Origin of the sequence: Paenibacillus sp. FSL K6-1558 (assembly GCF_038002565.1) — a bacterium.
GTDB classification, from domain to species: Bacteria; Bacillota; Bacilli; order Paenibacillales; family Paenibacillaceae; genus Paenibacillus; species Paenibacillus polysaccharolyticus.
In genome coordinates this window covers 130,612-154,533 of record NZ_JBBOCV010000001.1, presented here as the reverse complement: position 1 = coordinate 154,533, position 23,922 = coordinate 130,612, and the positions used below count along the sequence as shown (strand labels likewise).

Here is a 23,922-nt window from a genome sequence, read left to right as displayed (position 1 = left end):
ACTCAGGACATTTGTCCTTGGCTGTTTGGAGATATTTATCATTTAATAGAAGTCGAAGTCATGCATTGAAGGAGTGTACGGAGAAAGATGAGAGGGATTATTTTTGCCTTGCTGGGCGGAGCCTGCATTACGCTACAAGGGGTTGCTAACACCAGAATCAGTACAGATATAGGCACATGGCAGGCCGCCTCGATCACCCAGTTAACGGGATTTATACTCGCGGCGATCATCCTGATGTTTGTGCGGGACACCAATCTTCAGGGAATTAAACAGGTTAAACCGATGTATCTCGCCGGAGGAGCATTTGGTGCGGTTATTATTTTCAGTGAAGTCTCCGCGATTCAGCAAATTGGCGTCACTTTTACGATCTCGGCTTTGTTGATTGCCCAATTGTTTCTAACTTTTTTGATCGACAGCAACGGATGGTTTGGCGTGCTTAAACAAAAAATGAAACTGCCGCAATTCCTAGGCATTGCTCTAATGATCGCCGGTGTCATCATTATGAAGCTGTAGTTTCATTACAATTAACGCAGAGGTGAGAACCGCATGGAAGAGATTCATCAATCCCAGCAAATTATGGACTATTTGAAACAGTATCAATTGGAGGCGGTTTTTCACGAACACCTACGTCCTCATATGACCCTATGTCAATTTGAAAAATGTGAGCTCATCTGCCGCGAAGGCGAAGCTTCCGAATACTTATATGTCCTGGTAGAGGGGAAAATTAAAATTTTCACCACCTCTCCACAAGACAAAACACTCGTGCTCTGTTTCAAAACACCGCTTGAAGTGGTGGGAGATATCGAATATGTGCGTGAAAGTAACATCGTTAACACCGTTCAGGCGGTGTCCCCTGTTGTAATGCTCCGTATTCATTACCGCTGGCTTACTGAGCTTGCCAGTGATTACGCGCCATTACTGCAATTTTTGCTAAAAATCATCTCACACAAGTTTTACATTGATTCGAACTTTTCGAACTTTAATCTGATGTATCCAGTAGATGTTCGCTTAGCCAGTTATCTGTTATCCATCTCAACGGATGAAGGCGGAACCGTACTGCATGAGGAACTGGATGCTTTTAACCTGACGGACATCGCCAACCTGATCGGCACCAGTTATCGCCATTTGAATCGGGTGATTCAGAAGCTATGTGCTGACGGTTATATTCAACGGGATCAAGGATTAATCCGCATTAAAAATCGTGCAGGCCTTAGACACATTGCGGGACACAACATTTATGAATAAGGAGTTAGGACATACATGATCATTACAGGTATTTTACTTGCGCTTCTGGCAGGTTCACTGGTCAGTCTGCAAACGATATTTAATAGTAAAGTCAATGAACGCACCGGTTCATGGTCGACCACAACGATGGTGTTATTTACCGGATTTATTGCTTCTTTTGTAATCTCCTTACTCGTTGAAGGAAAAAATACATTTAGCATTCAGCACATGCAATCGTGGTACTGGCTGAGCGGTGCGATTGGCGTAGGTGTCGTGTTCTGCCTCGTTCAAGGCATGAAGTTGCTCGGCCCCACTTATGCAATCTCCATCGTATTAACCTCTCAGTTAAGCTTCGCTTTACTATTTGATTCGATGGGCTGGCTTGGTCTGGAGCAAATTCCGTTCTCATGGAACCAACTTATTGGTGTACTTGTCATTGTAGGTGGCATCGTGCTCTTCAAATTTGGCGGACTGAAAAAAGAGACATCCGATTCATCGGATAAGCAAGCCCACACTGTGCCGAGTAAATCTTAATATAAATCAAAAGAGACCTCCAATATGTCATTTTAGACATATTGGAGGTCCTTCATTTTCAATACTATAAAATTATCTCCTATTCTCATCAAGGGTAACTACCTGAAATTTTTAACACATAGAAATAAAAAAGTCATGCCCATCAGGCATGACTTCATCTCTTTTCATAATCTAATTTGTTTGACATTTGGTTATATAAACCCCTCATTCAATATGCAAGGGCTGGTTTTATTCTGTCTTCAGACTACCATCAATATCGATAAATGAAACAACCTTATCGTTGTTATTGAAGTTAATAGTGTTAGCTCCGTACTGCCAGCTGTTATCATATAAGATGGCTGAAGGTGTTCCCATAGCCTTAATAACATCTTCTTTGCTAGAACCAATTGTCAGGTCTGGAGCGTTAGGCTCTTTATATCCTAAAGTAACCTTTAGAAAAAGATTATGGTTTCTCCATGCCTTAACTTCTCCTTTTGAATCGAAACAAATATAAGACAGTTTATCATCATAAAACCACCATACTTCATTACCAATAGTAATTTCTCTACCTTTACCCTTTTCACCCATTAGTGATAGAACTTCTTCTTTAGATGAACCAATAGTAAAGTATTGAGATGGATCAAATGTATTAACGAATTCCGTTGTATTAAAGTTGAATAAGTACTCCTCTGTGCCATTCACTACTATTATCTCGTTTATTCCCGCCTTAAGCCAGAAAGTATAGGAGACCTTATCATCATTCCAATTATGATTTTGTCCCTCTAATAGTTCTCCATTCCAAAATCCGTAAATAAATTCAGCATTAGGTTTATAAATTGTTAGGACGAGTTCATCTCCTTCAACTAGATCTTCAACTGTTTCCCCATCCTTTATGCTGAATACATCGTTACTTCCACGTCTAGGCAAATAGTATTCGGCTTTCAGTTCAAAAATGTGCGTAGATTGTTGTATTTTTGGCTCATCATTTTCGTTTTGTGTTGAAGCTGATGAGGAATTCTCAACATTACTACTTACAGCATCAAATCCACTCTGTCCGCTATTTCCGAATCCTGCTTGGCCTGAGCTATCCTTAACTTGCGGTGAATCTGGTACTGATTTACTACTGGAATTACCACCAAAAACACCACCTGAACTGATTGTATTTGAGTTCGTAGCAGTGATAGTTTCTTTTCCATCACTCAAAAATATCAGCCAAATGAAAGAAGCTATTATAATGAATCCATATATTGTTGAAAAATTCTCACGTTCTTTAATAAAGTTCCAAAATCCATCAAAAAAGAATCCAACCTTATCAAGGAAAGTTACAGTTGTCTCTGGAATCGGTTCATCCAAGAACCAACTTTTGTACTTACGTTTACTATACATGTGACCATGAGTATAATCACGATTCAATTGCAATCTTGCTTCTCTACCAATGGAGGCAGCATAACTTGATGATGAGGTTTGTCGAACATATTGGTCGAACAAAGCATTATGGGGATAGACATTACCTAATTTATCTGGTTTCTGTTCTTCTGTTGCCAAAGATAAAAATGCTTTTAAAGAATCATTTCGAGCAATTGCCCGAAGTGCTATTTCTTTTAAGTGACGCTTCGAGTACCGATTTAAGTTCTTATACTCTTCAATTATTAGCTCGTTCAACTCGATCTCTTTCCTCATTGCTTCTCTTACGTCAAGCTTCGCTATTTCCAATAAACTTTCTTTGAGCATTATATATATTCCCCTTGAGATCGTCGATGAGACAACTCTTTTATTGAATGATTAAGTAAACTTTTACTCATTTAATAAATCTAACTAGTATAGACGGAAGCTAATCCTCCCATCTCACCAATATAACATCAATATTTATAAGATCAGATGATAGCAGATGTATGAGATGGGGAAATAACTACATGCCTATATCTCTTTTTATTAGAAAATATCGTTGCAATCAAATGACTGTTAAGCCACTTGAACAAAGAGTTTAGTGATGTTAGCACCAATTTTATCAGCCTCAGGAGTATTTAGTTTTCCATTCTAGCCTTATGACATATGTACATTTTATTTAAAGCTTCTTTAGTTCAATAGTCAACTCCTTCAAGGAAGTAAGAATATTCTTATTGAATAATTCAGATTTCTATTTTTCGTATTGGTTATTAATATCATTATTTGTTATTTGTCAGTTTAGTTACTAAACTTCAAATCAAAAAAACTCACTTTTTGTGTAATAGTTTCACACAAAAAGTGAGTTTTTTTTGAACAACAGGAATACGAAAAATTAATGTTAATCATCCTAATCCCCGCCAAAAAACTTATTGTACATCATCGCTAAAAACTAATTGGTAAACAATAAGCCGTTTATTGAGTACAGAAATGATACATAAATGCTAAATATTTAATAGGTTTTATTCAATCCTTACACAAACTCCACGTTATGATATACCTGCTGCACATCTTCCAGGTCTTCGAGCGCATCGATCAGCTTCTCAAACTGAACTTGGGCATCCGCAGGCAGTTCAATGTGGTTTTGCGCCAGCATCGTCAGCTCGGCTACCGTGAACTCGTTCACACCCGCAGCCTTAAACGCTTCCTGTACCGCGTGGAATTGATCCGGTTCTGCGTATACGATAACCGCTTCATCTTCTCACTTTTTGTATGAAATTTTATAAGTTTATCATACCAAATTATGAATGATTTTACCATCATAGTTCTTATGTACATCTTCAGTCGTGTTAACCTATTCTCCAATAGCAGCGTTGATAACCACTCATTTTACAATCACTTTAAATTTAAGTGAAAAGAAGTAACATCTTACTGGGAATACTTAGGTGGGAGGTTACGTGGCACTTGGTTCCATGTACGTCCCACCCTCAGTTCTGAGTGAGTTACACCCACTAATTTTCCAGAACTTTTTGTTATGTTCTTTGGACAAAGAACACAAAGTAAAAATTAGTAATATTTCTGATTAACAGCAACAAGATATGCAATATCGTGTAGACTTCGATAAACAATGAAATTGACAAGAAAGTTTGACTTTGATGTATTTGAAGAATAAATGCTATAAAGAAAATGAATGTCAATAAAAATACTTGAACTATCAAGATATAAACGAAGGTGATAAGCATCCATTGATACATTGATATTATTTTGTTACGTACAAGCCTATCGTTAGATAGTTTATCTTTGAGAAACTTTATAGTAGCATTATCACTTGAAACTAAAATTGTGACACAGGAAATAGTAAAACCGATCAATATTGCAAGAGCATTCGGTAGTATATCTCTTAATTTCATAATAGCTCTGAATGAATCACCATACAAAAAATATATTAAAACGGATAAACCAGAAACGATAAGAGGAAGTATTATCTCATAATTCCTTTCATTGCGCTTCAATGTTGCATAGTAATCAACAATAGGATACAACCATTCACCGTAGATTATTTTTCCCATCATGGAGAAGTACCTGTTATATCCAATACCTCAAACATCTTCTCAAAAATTGAGTCAGTATTAACAGTACCATTATCATCAAGTTCTGTAACTACGTAATCCACTTTTTTGAAAGGTTCGCTATCAATTCTAAGTGGATTATTACTTGAATCACGACCATAAAGTCTTATTCGACTTACTTTACTTTCATTTGCTGTAATTGAATTAAACAATTTTCTAAATGTTCGCTTAGCCATAGACTCCTTAGGTTTAGCTTTCATAGTGACTAAAACTTCTTCTTTCATTGAATGGTCTTCTTCCTCAATCACACCCATAGCTTCACTTCCTAAATGAACTTTGCTAGTGATAACTTCGGCTACTTTAATGTCTTCCATCGTTTCAAGCATTGCTAAGAAGTTTTCCGAAGGAACTGTACCATAAATAATCTTTAAGTTCTTAGGTCTGCTCAAAGAAGTCAGATACTCTTTTAATTTTTTATTAAGATAGTTAGTAATTTCATTTATTGTAACGCCGTTTCTTCTTTCCTCTAAGAGCAGACTAGCTTCATATGATGAAATTCTTATACAAAGGTGAGTCTTCTCCTTCTCACCTTCGTGTTGCTTTTTGTCACTATTCCTTTCACTACCATCCCTACTAGACATGTATTCTGGGCTATGGTTATACTTACATGATTTAAAAACAATTCGAACCACAAAATCAGCATGGAACGAAGTAACAGCATACCGATCTATCGCTACTGCCTTGTTGTGTCTAGGTATATTTATCACTTGTTCATGAGAAGGAAGTACCATTACATAATCGATAAAATCTTTAAAGAACGCTCTATCAAAAAAGCGTTCTACCTGACCTCTTTTTTCAAATTCGAAGTTATAGTAACCTACTTTTCTGTTTTGAGTGCTCATAATATCCCTCTTCCCCTTTAGAATAATACAGATATCTCCCAATCCATATACTCTTGAGTAACTATACTCACTTTTTTTCAACCTTATTACTCATCCAAATTGTTAATGCTCTAACCTCTAATAATCGTTCTTCAAACACTTAGTTAGTAGCGATTACGATTAAAATCATTAAAAACTTTCTCTCTCGCTTTTGTAACTTTATACCAATCGTACTGAGCATTGCATTTATTTTTGATGCTTTCCCAAGTTTCACTTACATAAACAATGAATTGTTGTTCTTTATTTTTCACTGATACAAATCTACTATGCTGATAATTTCCACCGAGAATATGTAGAATCAATCCACTTGGTAATGCAGTACTCTCAACGAACTCGAATGAAAACTCTACACCATGGGGTGAATTATCGGAGAAGTTAGTAAGCTTAATTATTACTCCATCCATAGGGTTTTCATCATCATCATAATAAAGACCAATGACCAATTGTTCCCCAAGTGTGCCCTTCTGTTTAGCATTAACTAGCCTAGTAATAGTAGACCTACTTAAATTCGATCTCAAAAAATTATCGTTGTAATCTCCTTCAAGAAGTTCATTCCATATCTTTCCATATTTCCGATTCTTTGCACTAGCGTGGAAGACTATGAATGGTTGATCTTCATTAACTTTTCTACTGTGATTAGAATCAAAATTAAGGGTCTTCTCTACAACGCTCTCGTCTCCCCCTCTAATCCAGCCTTTAAATTTGTATTCTGTAGAGTCTTTTGAAAGAAACTGATTAATAGAAAGAGTTATTGCGGTAGCTATTTGATCAATGTTTTCTGGAAAAACGACCATTTTATTACGAACAAGAGACTTGAATTGTTCGTATTTTTCTTTATAATCTTTTTCATACACGTTGATATTTATTTTAGCACTTTTCTTATTTGCCAAAAATTGATCTGTTAAAACAACTGCAAACACTGGAATACCTTTTGTCAGAGCATACTCATATTCAAGTTGAGTATAACTTTTTCCGCTCTCAGGTTCTAAACTTCCGTATCTACCACCTAAAATAAGCAACAAAATGTCTGACTCTTCTATCCAATTCTTGATAACCGCCCACTGTTCCTTATCGCCTGCCGTAAAGAGTTCCATTCCAGCTGGAATATGACCAGCTTTCAATATACTTTCAACCGCCCTCTGTCTCTCTTCAATTAAATCAGTGAACGTTGAAGACACAAACACCTGCAATTTCTTTTTCATCTAACTCCCCTTCTCTAACAATATTTCAGTAAAATAACACTTTAATAATATCACGTGTATGTATTTGAAGGTATATAATTCTATCTATTACTAAATTATAAAAGAACACAAGTTGTAATTTCTATAATTTAACCAAGTTTAACGCTATACGTATATCAAAACCTCACTTATTTAGCTGACTTCTTCTCGCATAAGAATTCCAATATTTTCAAACTTTTCTTGTAATGCTTTAGTACTTACAGCCACCAGTATAGTGTATACTTAGTGTATATTTTCAGTAGAAATGAGGGATTAACTATGAACAATGATAATAAGTATGAAGAATCAAAAAATAATATCGATACAAATAGTGCTACTGAAAAGAAAAGATTAGTTGACATAGTTGGTATCTTATCCCACTCTATTTCAGAGCAAACACATGCACAAATAAAAGGTAAATTATTCGATCAAATTAGAGAGGAAGCCATCACTAAATATCTCCCCAAAAAAATACCTAGAGCTAAAACATGCCATAAAGAAACAAATTCATAGAAGAATAACTATCATAGCCCCTATATTTAGAAAGGAAGGCCAAGGTCGAATTAACTTTGGTCTTCATCATGTTACTATCTTTCACCCCATTTCCCCACATCTTTAATCCAACAGTTACAAAAAAATCTTTTACATTGCATGCAGTTTATATTTTTTAACATTATTTCACATATAATAATGATTAATTCTTCCCCCTCCCTATCTTTCTTTAAGTTTTTAACTCAGAGTTAAAAAAAGACCTTATTAGCAACTGAATTGCCAATAAGGTCGGTACGTTATTTAGTATTTTTAAAATGCATCTATATATTCATTCTTTACCAATTTATCTAGCGCTTTTACTTATCGTTGATACCTAAGCGCTCTTTTAAAGCATATTGTAACACTTGTGAGAAATTCAACTTTTCTTTCGCTGCTGCTCTTTCTAACCATCTTGGAATCGAAACGTTCTTTGTAATCGATTTGTTCATCATCTCATCTCTAATTGACCCCATTCGAACTTCAACAAGTGTTATGAATGAATCTACAGGTAAATTAATACTAACTGGTTCCGATGGCTTTGGAATGTCTTCTTCATCTTCCTCTAGACCATATAAATAAAGTTCCAAGCATTCACGAGCCATTCGTAAAGCCTCTTCAAGATCATCACCCTCAGTTACTGCTCCATGTAAATCAGGAAATGTCACTGTATATCCGGCAACTTCGTCTTTTTCAAAAACTGCTGGATAGATGTACTTATCCATATATATTCTTAACCTCCTTAGGAGGGGCTCTTAAAGCCCCGCCTGTTCGAGAATTCTTTTCGTTGTTTTAGCCTTTAGTTCCCTTTTAGGATGAGGTACTGTTACTAGGCCACGTTTTATATGATGTTTAAAATGATGATGACTACCTTTGACCCTTACTAAGTACCACCCATCCACTTCAATTAGTGTAATTATACCCCGTGATGAGTAGATCAATAAATATCCTCCTTCCCTACATCAACAATAACATGCATAAATTATGCACGTCAAATTTTAAAATGCATCATTTTAATCTCGTAAAAAAACTTGATTAACTTAATTATATGTATTTTTTTAATTTAATAAAAATTCGATTCTAGCCTTATTTTCAACAAGAGTTAGCTGACCATTACAGACTGTAAATACTCAAACTGTTACTAACAATTAAATTACACTTAAAACAGCTGACTATGGCTCGTATTGTATCCTTCTTGTCGTATTTGTTTCCGAATGGTAAAAAAGAAACGTTTAATGCGATTTTTTATCAAAATGAAAATTTCACTAATCATAAAATGTCACTTCGTAATATCTCAGATTTTTCCTTTCTAGTAAATAAAAATTATGATAGAGTAGGTTTATGGGACTAAAATAATTTAGATTGAGGGATGAATCGTGATAAAAGACCTAATGAAAGCAGAAAAGCAAAAGTATCAAGTCTTTTTAACGTTCAAAGATGGAACAAACTATGTAGGTGAAATTTCGCTTACCTCCGATAAAAATCATGTTAAGATAAAGAATGCTCATGAAACTGTATGGATTCCTTTAGATGAAATAGTGCATTATTCAATTACTATTTCTGTTGCATTTTAATCAATAGTGTAAAGTATTTAAGTAACCTGACAACTAATCAAACCAATAAGTTAAATAAGATTCAAAATAAAGCTATACGATACGCATAGACGTTTCGAATAGCTTTATTTTGAATCTTATATGTTATATTTTATTCCCATACATGTATTGCACCCTCTTTAGTTAGAACAGCAATGAAGGACTTGTCTTCATTCAATATCACTGTTCTAGGCTCCCCATCAATTAAAAACAAATCAGTGTTAGATTTCTTTGCACTAGACAAAGTTAGATCAGTGATTTCAATTATTATATGTTTATCAGAATAGGAAGTTTCTTTTCTGAATTCAACAAAATAGTTACCTATAATTCTGGAGTTGTTATAAGGTCTGTGTTCGTTTAATTTTAGCTTAGGAAACTCCTTGGTTTTATTAATAGTATCTAAAATTTGTACATTTCCTTCTTTACAAGATACAAGTAAGTCCACATTAGTTATAGCACAGATATTTTCATTGTAAATAGAATACTCTTTTATATACTCAAAGTTTTTATTGAAAACTAGAAAGCGATCATAGTTATAAACGAAAATCTCTTCAGTGCTTTCACTAAAGAGAGGATATTGCTTTCGTACGAAGAATCCCTTCTTGAACTTATACATCTTCTCTATTTTCTCGTCTAATAACGATGCAAACATCAACTCGACTTTATCATGAAAAATAATATATTCACCAGAATCAGGGAAGTAAGCCTTGACTCCCTTATCAAACTCTTGTTTATATATAACATCTCCTAAGAAATTATATAAGTAGTAAGCATACTGATCGTTCAATAAGCCAACAGTAAGTACTGTGTTTTTCATACTGCTGTATCCTATAATTAGAAGTTCATCACTTTCACTTCCTAACTTAATGGTCTGCAATTTCTCTCTATTTTGAATATTCCACTTGGTTAAATTATTCTGATTATCAAATGTTATCAAATGTCTTTGATCTTTTGTTAATGACATCCAAGAATAGTTGTCTTCCATGTTCTCTTCAAACTTATTTGTGTGATTTCTGGTATAACTCTTCGGAAAAGTTACTTCCTTCTGTTCAATTTTTGCCCATAATTTTTCAACAATCAAATTCTCATTATATATAGAGAATTTAATGTGAATAAAACAATTTTTATCATTAACTAATTTAAAAATTACTTCTGCTTCACTTCTATTTAACCTCAGTAAAAAAGATTCTCTCATTAAACCGATTTTAGAAAAACGAACCCAATTAAACCATTCAACCTCTATATGAAAGAAGTCCTCCATTAATGCATGTGGTATAACTTCGACTATTTTAGCAGCCAATAAATCCACCCCAACATGCTCAACTATACTTCTAATAAAGTGTTTATGATCTAGATACTTTCTCTTAAAGACCTTCTCCAATAATTCAATTTGGAGAATTCCTCCTCTAGTTAGATTAGCTGCGGGTGCATTATTGTATGTGGCGTTTTTATTAGTTAATGCGACACTTTTCAATTTTAATAGAAAGCGTCCTTCAATAGACGCTTTCATACAAGGTATTTGTCTATTGGCTGACCATTCCATATCTTTAACAATGCTAGAATACAGTTCCGTGATATCTACCTCATCATTCTTCTCATCAAGTTTATTTATGTATTCCTCTAAGCTTTGGATGAAAATTTGCGTGAATTGTCCATTGCTATCATCATCTAGGCTATATGCATTCTCATCATTAGTTCCTGAAATAATCACCTTACCCTTTCCTTTAATATCTAACTGTTTACTAATGGCAGAATCAATTGAATTAGCACTTGTACTCCTTGTAAGATAGCCGCTTTTACAACAATCAACTAGAACAAGTATTGATTTAGCAGGGGAATCCCCAATCCATTCTGTTAAAGTATTCATCTCAATTTTATTAAATTCATGACTATCATCTGTAGAATCTGATGCAATTAAATATCCCTTTTGATTATAAACGTCTCCATGCCCAGCCCAATATAAAATAAGAGTATCCTGGGAATCGCAATTCTTTAAAAAACGTTCTACTTCTAACTTTAAATATTGAGAATTTGCTTTATCCCCAGTAACTTCTTGTATATGGAAATCATCAAAGTTCTTATCGAACATTTCACTCACAGTTTTAACATCATTCTCTACACTAGCTAAATCTTTAAAACCATCGTATTTATATTTATTTACTCCTACTATTAAAGCCTTATTCATTTAATATTAATCCTCCTAAGACAAAAGCAAATTAAAGTAGCTTTATTATATCATTGAATTTCAGTATTTGATGATTTCTTTCACAATCGAACTTGTAGACAAAATAAGATTCTAAATCAATATTCATATTTCATTTTATTTCACTTTTGTAAATAATTGTATTTTGATTATTTATGATGTATAATGTTATTCAGATTAGTCCGCGCTGATAAATCAATCCAATAAAAGTGGAGGGGTTGTTTTGATGATTTTCTTATCTTTGGATTTCAAACGTGATGACTTTAACTCTAGGGAAGAGTTCAATTTTTTCAAAAGGCTTATGAACAACAAAGAATTCAAAAACTTTTGTATCTCGTCTGCTCTCAAAGAGACGGAACGTTTATTCAAGATCGATCCAAACATGTTTAAGCAAAAAGAATTAAGTAAAGATGAGATTTTTGAAAGACTAAAACGATTGAATGAATACAATTAAGGAAGTGAAACGCTAATTATGAGCAAAGAATTCACAGAATTTCTTCTTCAGAATAAGTCAAAAATACTGAATAAAATTCCGGATAACAATTGCATTTATACTGTCACTACAGATATCTCTCTAGCAACACACTGGAGAACCACCGAAGAAACTAAGGCTGGAACAAACGTGACCCTTGGTAAAGTGTACCCCGTTCTTTATCACAGACACGAACAAGAAGAAGTTATCGTGGATGATGCTGGTAAATTATCGTTGATTTATTTAGTACACAAAGGAGAATTCCTGATCCTAGATCAGAACTAAGTAATCCATATGCACTACACACAAAAGAAAAAGAAACCGCTGAGAAATCAGCGGTCAGGTTAAACAAATTTGCGATATATTACAACTAAAATATAAGAAATTAAGTAGCATGACAATGCCGATCCTAAGAAATTTGAGATGTTAAATTCAAAGTTTTCAGCAACACTCATTACTTTAGATATACTTAGGCTACCAGTAACAGGTTCAGCTACCCTAAGTGAAAGAAAAGGGAAAACTGCTCCATAATTGTACTCATTAAAAAAGGTTTCATGATTAACTGTATAGTCAGCTGGACGAAGCAAAGAAACAATCATAAGAATACTTGCGATGATCCAGTAATGCTTATTATTTAGATACTTCATCCAGCACCACTCACCTTTAACTGTAATTTTGAATAGAACTGTGGATCAAGGGCTATCTAAGCAGTATATGACTGGAGAGTTTAACCTTATCCATCGAAATTAGCCACATCGTTTTAACTCTCAACTTCTTAATAGCCCTGCTGAAAATGTCGATCAGTGGGATTTCTAATATGATTGTATTAAGTAGTATGTAATATCACCCTCGCTTAATAAGTACGCTTATTACTCCGTACCAGTGGTTCGCTTGACTAAATGCATTAATCGCCTTCTTGTCTTTCTTCAATATTTCTTTTTTTTCATTCAAGAAGTCTACTGTAACGCAAGGTCTTTTGGTATCGTTTACAATCAACTTAAGATAGACCCTCTTCACTTTATCGTTACTAGTAGTTTTCTGTCCAGACAATCCACCAATCATAGCCCCTACTCCACCAGCAAGCACACCACCCACTACTGCACCTCCTATTTGGCTACCTCTTGAAGTTTGAGTTAGTTGTACTTCATCCGCTACCAATTCTAATTCTAAAACATCTCTTGAAGGAAATACTCTAATTTCAGAATCGATTATACAAAGCCTATTAGTTAGTTCATCAATAGAAATGGCTATGTCATGTTTTTCGTTTACAAACACTTGAGAAGAAATGAAATCTGGTATTTCACTTAGCAATTCCCCCAATTTTTCTCTCCTTGATTCTTCAATTCTTTTCTTAGCTTTTTCGTCAGGTATAGAGCCTTTTCCTATAAGAACGATTGCAAGAATAAATGTAATAAATACGAAAATTCCATGAAAATCATTCTTTGTTAGAAAGCGAAAAACCAAATAGAAAAAAAATAAAAATAGTATCACTCCAGCAATTGCTGCAAATCTTTGAAATCCAGTGGCATTCCTATCCTCCTCTCCCTTAATTGCTTCTTCATTTACTCTCAATAAGCTTTCTGTTGTTTTCATACAAACACTCCTACATATAATTAAATTATTTGAAGATAGTTTGATTTTAACACGATTAAATGTATATTTAAACCATTTTGAATCATATAGTGTGCAGAAATTAATCATTATTGAATATGATAATGATTACTAAAAGGAGAAATTCCTTTGCACATTGAAGCTATTTTCGGAAAAGTACTTAAAAGTCTTCGAATTAGAAACGATTTATCCCAAGATAAACTCGCTGAACTCTCAACACTTGAGAGAACGTTCATATCCAGGATAGAACGTGGTAATAGTCAACCATCATTAACTACTATATTTGAGTTGGCTAGAGCATTGAATATTAAGCCTTCAGAACTTATCCGAATGGTAGAGCTGGAGTACGAATCAAATACCTAACACAAAACCAGAGCCCTAAGGCTCTGGTTTTGTGTTGTTAGCTAAATTTGTGCTTGGGTCGATCTGTTGGTGTGCAGTGAGCTTCTGACAGCTTAGGTATGATTTATAAAGTTATAACCATCCCCCTTGTCATATAAAATTCAATAAAATCTCTACTCCTGTAAATAGTTTAGTATTAGCGGAATCTCATTAAAATCATTAATCCAAATAACATTTAATCCCAAGTTGTTAAAATCGCGTTCAACAAGTAGCTCTTCGGCAAGTAAGGTTTCATCTACAACTGATTTATCTATCATGAGATAACGCAACTTTTCTACAAGAGATTCAAAGTCTTCATCCTCTGTAGAGATCAGTTTTTCTAGAAGAGTTTTATCGTTTGAAATCTCTTTTATTTTTTGAGCTTTATACAAGCGAGGAAATATTATAAAATGTTGCTTTCCTTCCCTACTTGATCTAGAAATATCTAAAATCCTGCGAGTATTTGGATCACTTAAAGTTGAACCTATAAAAAGACAGGTTTTCTCTCTAAACATATTTAATTGGAGAACATTAGACCATTCATAAGGTTTCATATATTGTTCGTGATATTCGTCTTCACTAAACACAATGTTCTCACTACTAAACTCATTACTGTAGGGAAGATATCCATGCACATGGTAAACTCCAACAGATAAAGGTGTTACTCTCTGAGAGTCCTTCCAAATTGAGGTGTACTTAATATTGCATAATTCAAGATGTGACTCTAAAAGATCATCGTAATTATAAGTGACTACGTTACCTACAAGTCTTCTCTGGTTTAAATCGCTCTTATTAATAACGTCAGAAATTGATTTTAATAAATCTGAAGTACGAGATGAATTATTGTACAACCATTTGTGCACGTATGAGATAAAGTTATCTTCTAAGAGCAATTTTGCATATTTTGTTCTAACCAATAAATTGTTATTACCTAATCTTTGAGTAAGCTGCCAATAAGAATGAGGATCACTTTCTATATCTTCAATACTAATCCCTTTGCTTAACAATGCTTCAAAATACACTTTTGAGACCAGTTCTGTCCAACTAGGGAGATTAGCCGACATTGAAACACCAGCACCCAAGAATAGAACAAGCTCTCCATCTTTGTACTCTTTCTTTAACTTGTCCTTTGTATAATTGTTACTATAAATTATCTGATCTTCTCGATGTTGAGGATTAGTAATTGCTCTTGAAAACTCTTCCCTTATAAAACTAACAAAAAACTCTCTATTATACCTAGCAAAAATATGAGGGTGTTTTTCCAATAAAGGATTTATTTGTCTTGATCCCCATATATGAATATCAGAAGTTATGATGTGAGCAAAGCTCTTTTTGAAGCTTTCAATAATAGTTTCATCTAGATTCGTGATAAGAATTGCATTTCGTATTATTGATTCTTCCCTCATCTCTTTCATAACGAAGCGAACTCTTTTTTCTATATTTTCATCTAATTTGTAACTAAGCATCATATCATCTACGTTAAAGTATTCAATCTGTATTGCTATCGGACCTACTAGATCAAACACCTTAGATTGTACAACTGTATAGTCCAGATTGGTTATACTCCCAGATGGTGATAAGCTTTCGCATTCTTCTTTCATTATCTCGGTAATTAATTGAAAAAAATTCATGTCAAGATTGTTCAGAGTCTTCACCCACTTTAATCTTGAATTTTCTCATTAATTTTTCTAATGATCTTTTATCTAAGAATTTAATATCATCTTCATCCAATATCTTGTCTAGTTTATTTATGATTTTCGTTGCTTCCTTTATTTTGGTTCTTCTTTTTGCATACTCTATGTTATCCAGTAATCTTTCAATAGATGTTGGGTCTGGAATTTTAAATGTTATTTTTTCAGGGTTTTTAGCAATCATTTTAATCTCATTAAACAATGTTTCGGCTCTTTGCCCTACACCAGTAATTGTACACCACCCTTTACTTCTAGTCATAGCAGTAAAGGCAGTATTCCGGAGTTGGACAATATCAAACCCTCCTAAAATCGAATCAAAACCAACAATGTAAACAACAGATGCTTCGTTTCCTTTAGCACGTCTAATCCCACTAAATGTAACTTTACTATCAACTCTAAATACGTTTGTTGCAGTATCTTCTCCAACAATTATCATATCAATGCCTTCCATTGATAGACTACGTTTAAGAGCTTCTCCGTATCCCTGGTAAAAACGATTGTCAACACTAATCACCAAGATATCATTTGGCGAGAGTTCGTCTTCAGTAAGATTTCGCTTAATTTCGTTTGCAACCCAGTTAATTTCAGTTTTCATTTCCTGAAACACTCTCATCTTCAGAACGTTCTCATAACCTACTAGTTTCTCAATATTATTCGGTGAATTTTCAAACGGTCTTCTCATTGTTACTTCTTCACCGATTTTAAATTCACCACTAACAATTTCATAGCCTATATCTTCCCATCCACCTTCTGATGGAATGAATTGGATTGCTCCTTCTTTTCTGAATAATCCCATTCCAAAAAAATGAGCAGCTACTAATACTGGTCTTGGATTTCTATAACAATGGAATAAGATAAAATCTTTTTCTATCCCATCTGGATAAGTACCTTCTAAATTCACTAATGCTTCTCCATGTTCATTTTCTCCGAAAATTTCTTTTGCAGTTGGAATATTTAAGTTATTTAAACTTTGCACTTCATCATAAGCCCAAATGAATCTCTTTGGTTCCAATAATATGTGATGGCAGAAACGAAAAAACTCAAATTCAAAATCTTGTGCTTCATCCATCAATAAAGCATCAAAATTAGGATGGACTTGATTCTCATTGATCAGCTTCAAACAGCTATTTCCAAGTAGAGAAGTATTACCAAACATGCTCTTGGCCTCAGCAAGACCTAATGGCTTTTGACCATATTTCTTGCACATGTAACTGTATAAACCTTCTTGATTTTTGCTTCCCCAACCATGCAAGACGTGAAGCTTATCCCAATTTGGCTTGACGTTTGCAAAATGAAGAGTAAATCTTTCTATGTAATCTTTGATTTGATTATATAAACTTTGGGTCGAGAACACATAAACAATCTCCCATTGAGGATTTGCGATATGCATTAAAGCAGCCTTCATTGTCATTACTATAGTTTTACCAGAACCAGCTAGCCCTCTAATTCGTTGAGGCCCTTCAGGAATTTGTCTTGCCACTTTTTCTTGTTCAAGATCAAGGAGGCTCATTGAAGCTTCAAGTTTCTGTAGGATAGCTTTTTTAGAATCTGGAGATGCTTCTCCCTGTCTAATGAGAGATTCCATAACTCTCCCACCTTGAACTATTGCCTTAACTACACTCCAATCTTCTTCAGTAATAGCTGTACCCAAGTTCTCAAGCTCCGAAAATAAGACTGTATTAAACGATTCTTCTAATAGATCATCCGAACATACTATAAATATCCCATCAGCATCTACCTCTAACTCATTCCATTTGGCTCTATTCAATGACGGAAGAACCATAACTGGAATTCCATGGTACTTCTCTTTTCTTCCGTTTCTCAAATCATTTCTAAATTTATTTCTCATATTTTCATATTTATTAAAAAGATTATCCATTGATTGATTTAAATACTCTATGGAAGTAGTATCGTTCCAATCAACAATATCCATTGATATAAATCCTAATCTATTATGAACCATAAAAATATCAATTACTGATTTATTCCTATTTCCACTACTTATTTGGTAACTCTCATAACAAAATCCATCATAATCCTCAAAAAAAACTTTAATCTTCTTCCATACCCATAACTTGCTATCAAAATCTCTAAATCCTGTACTCATTAAAAAATCCACAAAATCACCCCATTAATTGCTTAGTTGTGTTAATTATAACATGAACAGTAAAATGAATGAGTAAAATATCCCATGACTTTTCACCTATATATTTGAGTATTAAATGAAATCTGGATTTCATTTAAGTAAACTCACTTAATTACGTTAACGCATTAACGTATAAATCCCGTAAATAATCAGACTAAATTTACTGACAATTATAGACCCAAATACTTATAAGTAAAACGCTAATGTTATACATAAATTTAGTTAGACGTAGTTTTTAAAGGTTTTGCCATCTGATGTTCACTCTAACTTAATCCAATTATACTTCTAATCGTTATGTGCAACTACAAGAAACGAACCTTTCAATGATAACTGTGAGCATTTAATGTATTTTTCAATTTTCATTCGTCCAGGATGTCTTGGACGCTTTGCAACAGTCAATATGTTCTTATGTTTTTCTGACTTCAATATGTATACAGACTTTAACTTCTTGTGTTTCTTTATAGATTCATACACATAGCTTACTTCCTTATTATGATCAGCCGCAGCTATTCCTTTAGGTACATTCCCCCAAGCTAAAATAATATAATTCGAATTAAAGATCGCCTCATCAATGCTCGTTTTATTCTTTATAGAACTGTATTCTCTCTCACAATCACTAATTTCACTTAAAAGGCTCTTCAATTTTGTTGAGTTAGGTTCATATAGACAGAATAAATTAACTACAATTACCTTTCCAATTTTCTTTTGCAGTTTCTTAGCTGCAAAGTTGAGTACATTATTTACTGTTGTGTCCGATTGATTCTTATCTGCCTTGCTTGGGTTCATCATGATATAAGTCATTATATTTTCATAATTTTTATTTATAGGAATAGTCAAGCTATATCTAGCGGCAATTTGATGTGATAGAGATTCGAATTCACAATCAATATTAGTATTAGTCACAAACTTTGGATATTCCATAAAACACCTCTCATTTATATAATGATTTACTTACACCACCTATACCTCAACCATTTCAAAATCAGATACATCTAAAGCTATAAGATTTTCTAATCTTTTAGCACATCATTGTAATAACTGCATCTACGAAGCAATTATTTTTTAATAAACATCTCAATTTCTCACTTTTGACTGTAGTTCTGAGACTCTCTTCATTTGATCCAAGATATAGTCTTTAAAGACAGGTTGTAACTGATTAAACAACGTTATCACTTCTTCGATTTCCTTCCTGTTAGATTCTCCAGCTACTATCATTTCACCTTCACCAAAAAGCAGCCATTTTTCATTAACAGAATAGCGCTCACATAAATGTTTGATAAAAAGTTCTTTGGGCTGAACACGATTGTATTCTAAATTGCTTATTACATCTCTGCTCACGCCTAATTTCTCACCAAAAACACTTTGAGATAATCCAAGATATTTTCTAATAGCTTTTATTCTGTTATGCACTATTCCGTTCCACCTCTTCTTTAGGTTTCAGATACTGAATCAACATTACAACACAAAAAAAATGTAGTCAACACAATACAAACGCGTTTTTTTGTGTTGACAACTCAATTAATTAGAAATATACTGTGTTAAAAGCACGATAACAGTTAAAAAATGCTTTTTACTAGGGGGAACTATCACATGGAAATTAATAAAACTCTTACTCATAATAATTCAGTATCAGCGTATGCCTATGAAGGCTCAACACGCTCGATACAACAACTAAAAAAAACTTTGGTCGCTCGTGAACTCATTATTACCTTTGACAATGGAGAAGCAATGCTACAGGAGGATGTGAGACTCGCTACAGGTGAAGATATTAATTGGTGGGCGTGTGTTAGTGATGAGATACCTAGAGAAAAATTTGTTATATGCCAAGACGGAGTATACATATGGAAAGAAATTCGTGAGTGGGATGGAGAAGATTTCGATGTAGTAGATATGAGGTTTGAGAAGATCAGCTAACTATAGAGCGTTTGTGCTTTAATAGCTCTTGAACTTCTAGAGCGTAAGCGAGAGCTACCTACTTATTCCTTTTCTGTTTAGTAAGTTTTTCTTTTTATCTGTTTTTATGTTTATACTTAGCAAAAACGAGTCAAATTTCACTTCATTTTGAGATTTCATTTTCAGAATCCAGTTAAATTTGACTCTATTTTTAATTTGTTACACAAAAATCTTGTCAAATTTGACTCTATTTCGAGTTAATCTAAAATATTTGAATAATCTTTAATCTCTTTCTTTTCATATGTGGGTTCGTAGTCAATATAATCCTGTATGTAAAGTGAGCTCATTATATCATATGTCTCTTTTTGAATATCTTCCCTTTTCACTCTACTCTCTTCTTTAGCTAATATTTTTCGTCCTTCTTTTTCAAGTTCTTTATACTTACTAGGATTTTTTTTTCCTAAGGCATGAAAACGTTTATCTCCTAATTCTTTTGTTGCTTCAAATTCTGTTGTATGCCACACATACCAACAATCTGGTGTAAGCCAGTCTGAATTTAAAAGATTTGTAGTGTCTATTCTAGGATCATGACTGTGCGATGCAACTTTTTTTAATTTAGCAACTATATTAATTTGTTTATCGATTTCCTGCTGAGTTAAATTGCCATCCTGCCTTCTTTCACGTTCTTCGCGCTCTTCTGCACTCACAGTTTTGTACTTATTCGGCAATTGTCTTGGGTTTCCTTTTTCATCAGCATAGTATTCACCTGAAATCTTATCAATTAAATTTAACTCGTTAGCCTCATTTAAGTACTTAGCTGCTGTATTTTCACTGGAGTCTAGGACACATGCCCATTCTTCAAAACTGATCCGATAATCAATACTCTTACGCCATTCTGAGTAGATTAGAATTCTGAGAAACCACGGGTTACCGTTACATGATTTAAACATCTCTTCCGAGACTCCTACCCACCCTTGATGTTTAATCACTTTTGTCTTTTTTGGTAAATAGCTTTCTGCAAATTTCTTAGCATTAATACCGTTTGCATCAGGAATTTTAATAGTCAATAAGGTATCATACTCAACTGTATCTTCATTATATTTAATTTCTATATATCCTTTCTCATGGAGTGATAACAAAAGGCGTCTGATTTCATTCCTGTTATCACTTTCTTTCTTCTTATTCACTTTAGTTTTTATAGGGACTTGTTTACTTAATGTGACAATGGTTGTCTCGACCGTTCCCCACCAATAACTGTGATGAGATTGCATACTTAGCATATAATAAATAACGTAAGCATATATATCTTCTTTTGGCACAAATAACTCTTTCTTATCAAACGCGCTCATTAGCATTGGAAATGCTGCAAATGGTGGCTTTTTAGTTTGTTCATCATTCATTTACTTTTCTCCTTATAAAATACACCTATTTTACTTTACACTGGTACAGTACACTTCTTTAATTAATTTCTTTATAGCGCTGACTATATATTTTTAAATAACCATCCAATTCTTCTGTTCGTTTAAACTGCCAAAACTTATCTAAAGTTCTCTCATGTAAACCTGAACAAATATAATTAACATTCATATCCATTCGAAGAAATTTGAATAACTTGAAACTATAGCAATAGAAATATTCGTCTTTGTTCTCCATACTACGTACTCCTCCCACTAATGCTTTATACTAACTTTTTTTGATTTGAATGCCGCTTACACCTAACTGTAGTTGAGTTTTTTCAATGATGATTTCTTCATCTGTTTTAATGTCAAAAATAGTTTTGGATAGATTCCATACCATTCTATACTTGCATCCACCATCTGTTTTTGGCTCACCTTTAATAGTTTGAATAAGTACACCAATTCCGTTTCCAGCATCGATTACTGATCCATGATCAACCTGATTTAGAACATTAATAGGAATGTGATATCTGCGAATTAAATCCTCCTTTGCTTCACCTATTCTTGAATAGTTCATCTTGTCGTTTAGCCTCAAATCTTTAATTACATATACTTCACATTCACGCGATGCACCATCTGTCACGTTTTTCCAATATGGAAGAACTTGAAGATTTACTTTCTCGTAACCCTTTTTGGAATCAATTCTGTCTAAAGTTGGTCTATCTTTGTATATACCACTATTCACAAAAATCATGGATTGTTTTATCCAACTTTCACGAAAATTGTCGTCATTCCAAAGGTCAGACCAAAACTCCTTTGCACTCATGTAACAACAAGTTACATGAGCATAACCATCTTTGACATACTCAGGTTGACTTCTTCTAAACGCAGCTTCGCATGATTTTTTCAACAGTTCTAAAGCTGGATTTACTTGGTATTTGCGCTTTCGTGATTCCTTCTGATAGGCAGCACTGCACTCTTTGCAATAGCCGCCCTTACCATCTTTAGTCTGAGAAGAGTTGTTAAACTTTTCAAGTGAATAATACTGTTTGCATTTGCTACACTTCTTTCTATTTTTCTTCATAAAAATATCCTCCCTTTATGCAAAAACTGCTGACATTCCTTTTACATTTGCATCTGTGAAATCTACTGTTCCCCTAAATTGTGTTTTTCCGTAAGTAGATGCTTTTACAATGATGTCACCCATTGTTGATTCTAGTGAAATGTTTGCAGCTGCTTGTGATAGTCCCCCTCTTTTCTCTCCTCTGTAATAAAAATCAAGTGAAGAGAAGTTTCCACTATCAACGCTTACTCCGTTCTTTTCTCCCCACAGATTGTAAGAGTTGAATCCATTACGCGATATCTCTATCCTGTCTGCATTTGCCTCAGCTGTTCTGATTGTTCCTCCAGTGATAATTGAACCATTAATAGTTCCTGAAAATATTCCATCCACTGCTACTAACTTTCCATCCATACTCACTTTAAAGTTAGCGCTTTCAAACAGGTTATGCCCTAAATAAATCCCTCTGTTGTCTGCCTTGAAAATGTTATTACCTGATCCTATAGCAATCGTACCTCCATATATATTAGGAGAAAAGATTTGCGTTGCATCAATGTATGTAGACTTAATGTATTCTGGTACTACTGGAATAAAAGGCTGGTTTGCAACCTGATCCCATGAAATACTTGCATTTGGCCCCATTTTTACATTTCTACCTAGATACATGATAGAATCCCCTGCTATATTCGTAGATACCATTAGGAGTCACAACATGAAGAATCGTATCTCCCCCAACATCTTTGTTAAAGCTGTTGATGTATTTGAACAAATCAAACACTGTATCAATGATGTTGTTTTGATCTACCTGATTGTTTAGAAAAAATGATAATACTGCCTCTCTATCCTCGCCTCTAGCAGTTACCACCGCTTCAGTTGTTTTACGTGTCTTATCTTTATGACAATACTCAATAGTTCCAGTTTCATTTTTGAACACATCATAATAACCTATTACAGTTGATAGTGGACAAAATTCAGGTTTATCCGATAAATACATTGGATTTTCTTTTTCAAATTGTTCTAGAACTTCTTTCAAAACTTTTTCAATGATTACGCTAATCTCATCAATCCTTGTGTCATATCTCACTCGTTCTGAGACTTTTACTCTTAGAATTTCACAATAGTCCTGTGCACCTGAACAGAACATTGAGACATATTGTGTAAGTGCAGTTACCTTCACGTGGTTATCCCTTACCAATTCGTTATTTTTAGTGACTCTTCCATCTCCAGCGATAATTGCAAACTTGCTACTAGGATTATTAAGTGCAATACATAAACTCATAAACGCTCACTCCCTTTATTGTTATCGATGTACTCTTTGTATTTTGCAATTTTCTCTTTGGACATGTAGTTTCCTCTGTTCTCAAAATGACTTATAGTTACGGGATGTACCCCTAAATATTCAGCCACATCTTTTGATTTAATACGTTTTCCCAATCTCTTTAACCTGTAAATTTCTCGTTCTTTCAATTTCACAATTATTCCTCCTAATTTTCTGAACGCAAAAAAACAGAGACTTTTGTCTCTGTTAGCGTCTATAATCTATAGTATATAAAGTACTTTTTGATTTCTTGCCCTTACATTACTATCTCATTATTATA

General features: G+C 33.9%; 26 protein-coding genes and 1 pseudogene. 8 read left to right on the top strand and 19 right to left on the bottom strand.

What is annotated here, in order from left to right; all coding sequences use genetic code 11:
• The first annotated feature begins 87 nt into the window (after positions 1 to 87).
• The 3 genes from MHI38_RS00650 to MHI38_RS00640 are packed head-to-tail and all read left to right on the top strand — an operon-like array spanning position 88 to position 1,758.
• Positions 88 to 513 carry a DMT family transporter gene (locus MHI38_RS00650; RefSeq protein ID WP_090924008.1) on the top strand — a complete coding sequence of 142 codons (426 nt, stop codon included), beginning with the start codon at positions 88 to 90 and terminating at the stop codon, positions 511 to 513.
• 33 nt (positions 514 to 546) lie between these two features.
• A complete protein-coding gene (locus MHI38_RS00645; protein WP_154889435.1) occupies positions 547 to 1,245 on the top strand; it encodes a Crp/Fnr family transcriptional regulator in 699 nt (232 codons plus the stop codon).
• 18 nt (positions 1,246 to 1,263) lie between these two features.
• On the top strand, positions 1,264 to 1,758 hold the full coding sequence (locus tag MHI38_RS00640; RefSeq protein WP_154889595.1) for a DMT family transporter: 495 nt from the start codon (positions 1,264 to 1,266) through the stop codon (positions 1,756 to 1,758).
• A gap of 228 nt (positions 1,759 to 1,986) precedes the next feature.
• Here MHI38_RS00640 and MHI38_RS00635 read toward each other — a convergent pair whose 3' ends face one another.
• From MHI38_RS00635 to MHI38_RS00620, 4 genes and pseudogenes are all read right to left on the bottom strand, one after another.
• A complete protein-coding gene (locus tag MHI38_RS00635; RefSeq protein WP_341180821.1) occupies positions 1,987 to 3,468 on the bottom strand; it encodes a hypothetical protein in 1,482 nt (493 codons plus the stop codon).
• A 685-nt stretch (positions 3,469 to 4,153) separates the two neighbouring features.
• Positions 4,154 to 4,381: pseudogene (locus MHI38_RS00630) on the bottom strand (YebC/PmpR family DNA-binding transcriptional regulator); the annotation flags it as partial.
• Between the two features lie 807 nt (positions 4,382 to 5,188).
• Positions 5,189 to 6,091 carry a hypothetical protein gene (locus MHI38_RS00625; protein WP_341180820.1) on the bottom strand — a complete coding sequence of 301 codons (903 nt, stop codon included), beginning with the start codon at positions 6,089 to 6,091 and terminating at the stop codon, positions 5,189 to 5,191.
• 143 nt (positions 6,092 to 6,234) lie between these two features.
• Complete coding sequence (locus MHI38_RS00620; protein ID WP_341180819.1) at positions 6,235 to 7,332, bottom strand: DUF4062 domain-containing protein; 1,098 nt, start codon at positions 7,330 to 7,332, stop codon at positions 6,235 to 6,237.
• Positions 7,333 to 7,629: 297 nt separating this feature from the next.
• Here MHI38_RS00620 and MHI38_RS00615 point away from each other — a divergent pair, with 297 nt between their 5' ends.
• Positions 7,630 to 7,863 carry a hypothetical protein gene (locus MHI38_RS00615; protein WP_341180818.1) on the top strand — a complete coding sequence of 78 codons (234 nt, stop codon included), beginning with the start codon at positions 7,630 to 7,632 and terminating at the stop codon, positions 7,861 to 7,863.
• Between the two features lie 335 nt (positions 7,864 to 8,198).
• On the opposite strand, the gene MHI38_RS00610 is transcribed toward MHI38_RS00615, so the two are convergent.
• Together MHI38_RS00610 and MHI38_RS00605 are read right to left on the bottom strand one after the other, a co-directional pair.
• Complete coding sequence (locus MHI38_RS00610) at positions 8,199 to 8,603, bottom strand: type II toxin-antitoxin system HicB family antitoxin (protein ID WP_341180817.1); 405 nt, start codon at positions 8,601 to 8,603, stop codon at positions 8,199 to 8,201.
• 30 nt (positions 8,604 to 8,633) lie between these two features.
• The gene (locus MHI38_RS00605; protein ID WP_445667196.1) at positions 8,634 to 8,819 is read right to left on the bottom strand and encodes a type II toxin-antitoxin system HicA family toxin; all 186 of its coding nucleotides are present in this window, start codon (positions 8,817 to 8,819) and stop codon (positions 8,634 to 8,636) included.
• Positions 8,820 to 9,269: 450 nt separating this feature from the next.
• Here MHI38_RS00605 and MHI38_RS00600 point away from each other — a divergent pair, with 450 nt between their 5' ends.
• Positions 9,270 to 9,452 (top strand): hypothetical protein, encoded by a 183-nt coding sequence (locus MHI38_RS00600; RefSeq protein ID WP_341180816.1) that lies wholly within the window; start codon positions 9,270 to 9,272, stop codon positions 9,450 to 9,452.
• Between the two features lie 130 nt (positions 9,453 to 9,582).
• Here MHI38_RS00600 and MHI38_RS00595 read toward each other — a convergent pair whose 3' ends face one another.
• A complete protein-coding gene (locus MHI38_RS00595; protein WP_341180815.1) occupies positions 9,583 to 11,655 on the bottom strand; it encodes a caspase family protein in 2,073 nt (690 codons plus the stop codon).
• 490 nt (positions 11,656 to 12,145) lie between these two features.
• On the opposite strand from MHI38_RS00595, the gene MHI38_RS00590 reads away from it, so the two are divergent.
• Positions 12,146 to 12,430, top strand: coding sequence for a hypothetical protein (locus MHI38_RS00590; protein ID WP_341180814.1), 285 nt, complete (start codon positions 12,146 to 12,148; stop codon positions 12,428 to 12,430).
• A 59-nt stretch (positions 12,431 to 12,489) separates the two neighbouring features.
• Here the strand turns inward: MHI38_RS00590 and MHI38_RS00585 are convergent, their stop codons facing one another.
• Positions 12,490 to 12,792, bottom strand: a complete 303-nt coding sequence (locus MHI38_RS00585) for a hypothetical protein (RefSeq protein ID WP_341180813.1) — start codon at positions 12,790 to 12,792, stop codon at positions 12,490 to 12,492.
• Between the two features lie 196 nt (positions 12,793 to 12,988).
• Positions 12,989 to 13,738, bottom strand: a complete 750-nt coding sequence (locus MHI38_RS00580) for a hypothetical protein (RefSeq protein WP_341180812.1) — start codon at positions 13,736 to 13,738, stop codon at positions 12,989 to 12,991.
• A 147-nt stretch (positions 13,739 to 13,885) separates the two neighbouring features.
• Here MHI38_RS00580 and MHI38_RS00575 point away from each other — a divergent pair, with 147 nt between their 5' ends.
• A complete protein-coding gene (locus MHI38_RS00575) occupies positions 13,886 to 14,119 on the top strand; it encodes a helix-turn-helix domain-containing protein (protein WP_341180811.1) in 234 nt (77 codons plus the stop codon).
• Positions 14,120 to 14,271: 152 nt separating this feature from the next.
• Here the strand turns inward: MHI38_RS00575 and MHI38_RS00570 are convergent, their stop codons facing one another.
• From MHI38_RS00570 to MHI38_RS00555, 4 genes are all read right to left on the bottom strand, one after another.
• Positions 14,272 to 15,768, bottom strand: a complete 1,497-nt coding sequence (locus MHI38_RS00570) for an SIR2 family protein (RefSeq protein WP_341180810.1) — start codon at positions 15,766 to 15,768, stop codon at positions 14,272 to 14,274.
• 1 nt (position 15,769) lies between these two features.
• Entirely contained in the window at positions 15,770 to 17,947 is a 2,178-nt protein-coding gene (locus MHI38_RS00565; RefSeq protein WP_341180809.1) for a DEAD/DEAH box helicase, read from the bottom strand.
• 312 nt (positions 17,948 to 18,259) lie between these two features.
• Positions 18,260 to 18,895, bottom strand: coding sequence for a DUF1643 domain-containing protein (locus MHI38_RS00560; RefSeq protein ID WP_341180808.1), 636 nt, complete (start codon positions 18,893 to 18,895; stop codon positions 18,260 to 18,262).
• A 153-nt stretch (positions 18,896 to 19,048) separates the two neighbouring features.
• Positions 19,049 to 19,384: a helix-turn-helix domain-containing protein gene (locus MHI38_RS00555; protein ID WP_339838609.1), complete on the bottom strand. Its 336-nt coding sequence runs from the start codon at positions 19,382 to 19,384 to the stop codon at positions 19,049 to 19,051.
• A gap of 180 nt (positions 19,385 to 19,564) precedes the next feature.
• Here MHI38_RS00555 and MHI38_RS00550 point away from each other — a divergent pair, with 180 nt between their 5' ends.
• The gene (locus MHI38_RS00550; RefSeq protein WP_341180807.1) at positions 19,565 to 19,888 is read left to right on the top strand and encodes a hypothetical protein; all 324 of its coding nucleotides are present in this window, start codon (positions 19,565 to 19,567) and stop codon (positions 19,886 to 19,888) included.
• Positions 19,889 to 20,124: 236 nt separating this feature from the next.
• On the opposite strand, the gene MHI38_RS00545 is transcribed toward MHI38_RS00550, so the two are convergent.
• Genes MHI38_RS00545 through MHI38_RS00520 form a run of 6 tightly spaced genes read right to left on the bottom strand, consistent with a single transcriptional unit; the run spans position 20,125 to position 23,797 of the window.
• Complete coding sequence (locus tag MHI38_RS00545; RefSeq protein ID WP_341180806.1) at positions 20,125 to 21,267, bottom strand: hypothetical protein; 1,143 nt, start codon at positions 21,265 to 21,267, stop codon at positions 20,125 to 20,127.
• Between the two features lie 58 nt (positions 21,268 to 21,325).
• Complete coding sequence (locus MHI38_RS00540) at positions 21,326 to 21,520, bottom strand: hypothetical protein (protein ID WP_341180805.1); 195 nt, start codon at positions 21,518 to 21,520, stop codon at positions 21,326 to 21,328.
• A 30-nt stretch (positions 21,521 to 21,550) separates the two neighbouring features.
• A complete protein-coding gene (locus MHI38_RS00535; protein WP_341180804.1) occupies positions 21,551 to 22,348 on the bottom strand; it encodes a hypothetical protein in 798 nt (265 codons plus the stop codon).
• Positions 22,349 to 22,363: 15 nt separating this feature from the next.
• The gene (locus tag MHI38_RS00530; RefSeq protein ID WP_341180803.1) at positions 22,364 to 23,023 is read right to left on the bottom strand and encodes a hypothetical protein; all 660 of its coding nucleotides are present in this window, start codon (positions 23,021 to 23,023) and stop codon (positions 22,364 to 22,366) included.
• Complete coding sequence (locus MHI38_RS00525) at positions 22,977 to 23,603, bottom strand: hypothetical protein (RefSeq protein ID WP_341180802.1); 627 nt, start codon at positions 23,601 to 23,603, stop codon at positions 22,977 to 22,979. The genes MHI38_RS00530 and MHI38_RS00525 overlap by 47 nt, the downstream gene beginning before the upstream one ends.
• Entirely contained in the window at positions 23,600 to 23,797 is a 198-nt protein-coding gene (locus MHI38_RS00520) for a helix-turn-helix domain-containing protein (protein WP_341180801.1), read from the bottom strand. The genes MHI38_RS00525 and MHI38_RS00520 overlap by 4 nt, the downstream gene beginning before the upstream one ends.
• Between the last annotated feature and the right edge of the window lie 125 nt (positions 23,798 to 23,922).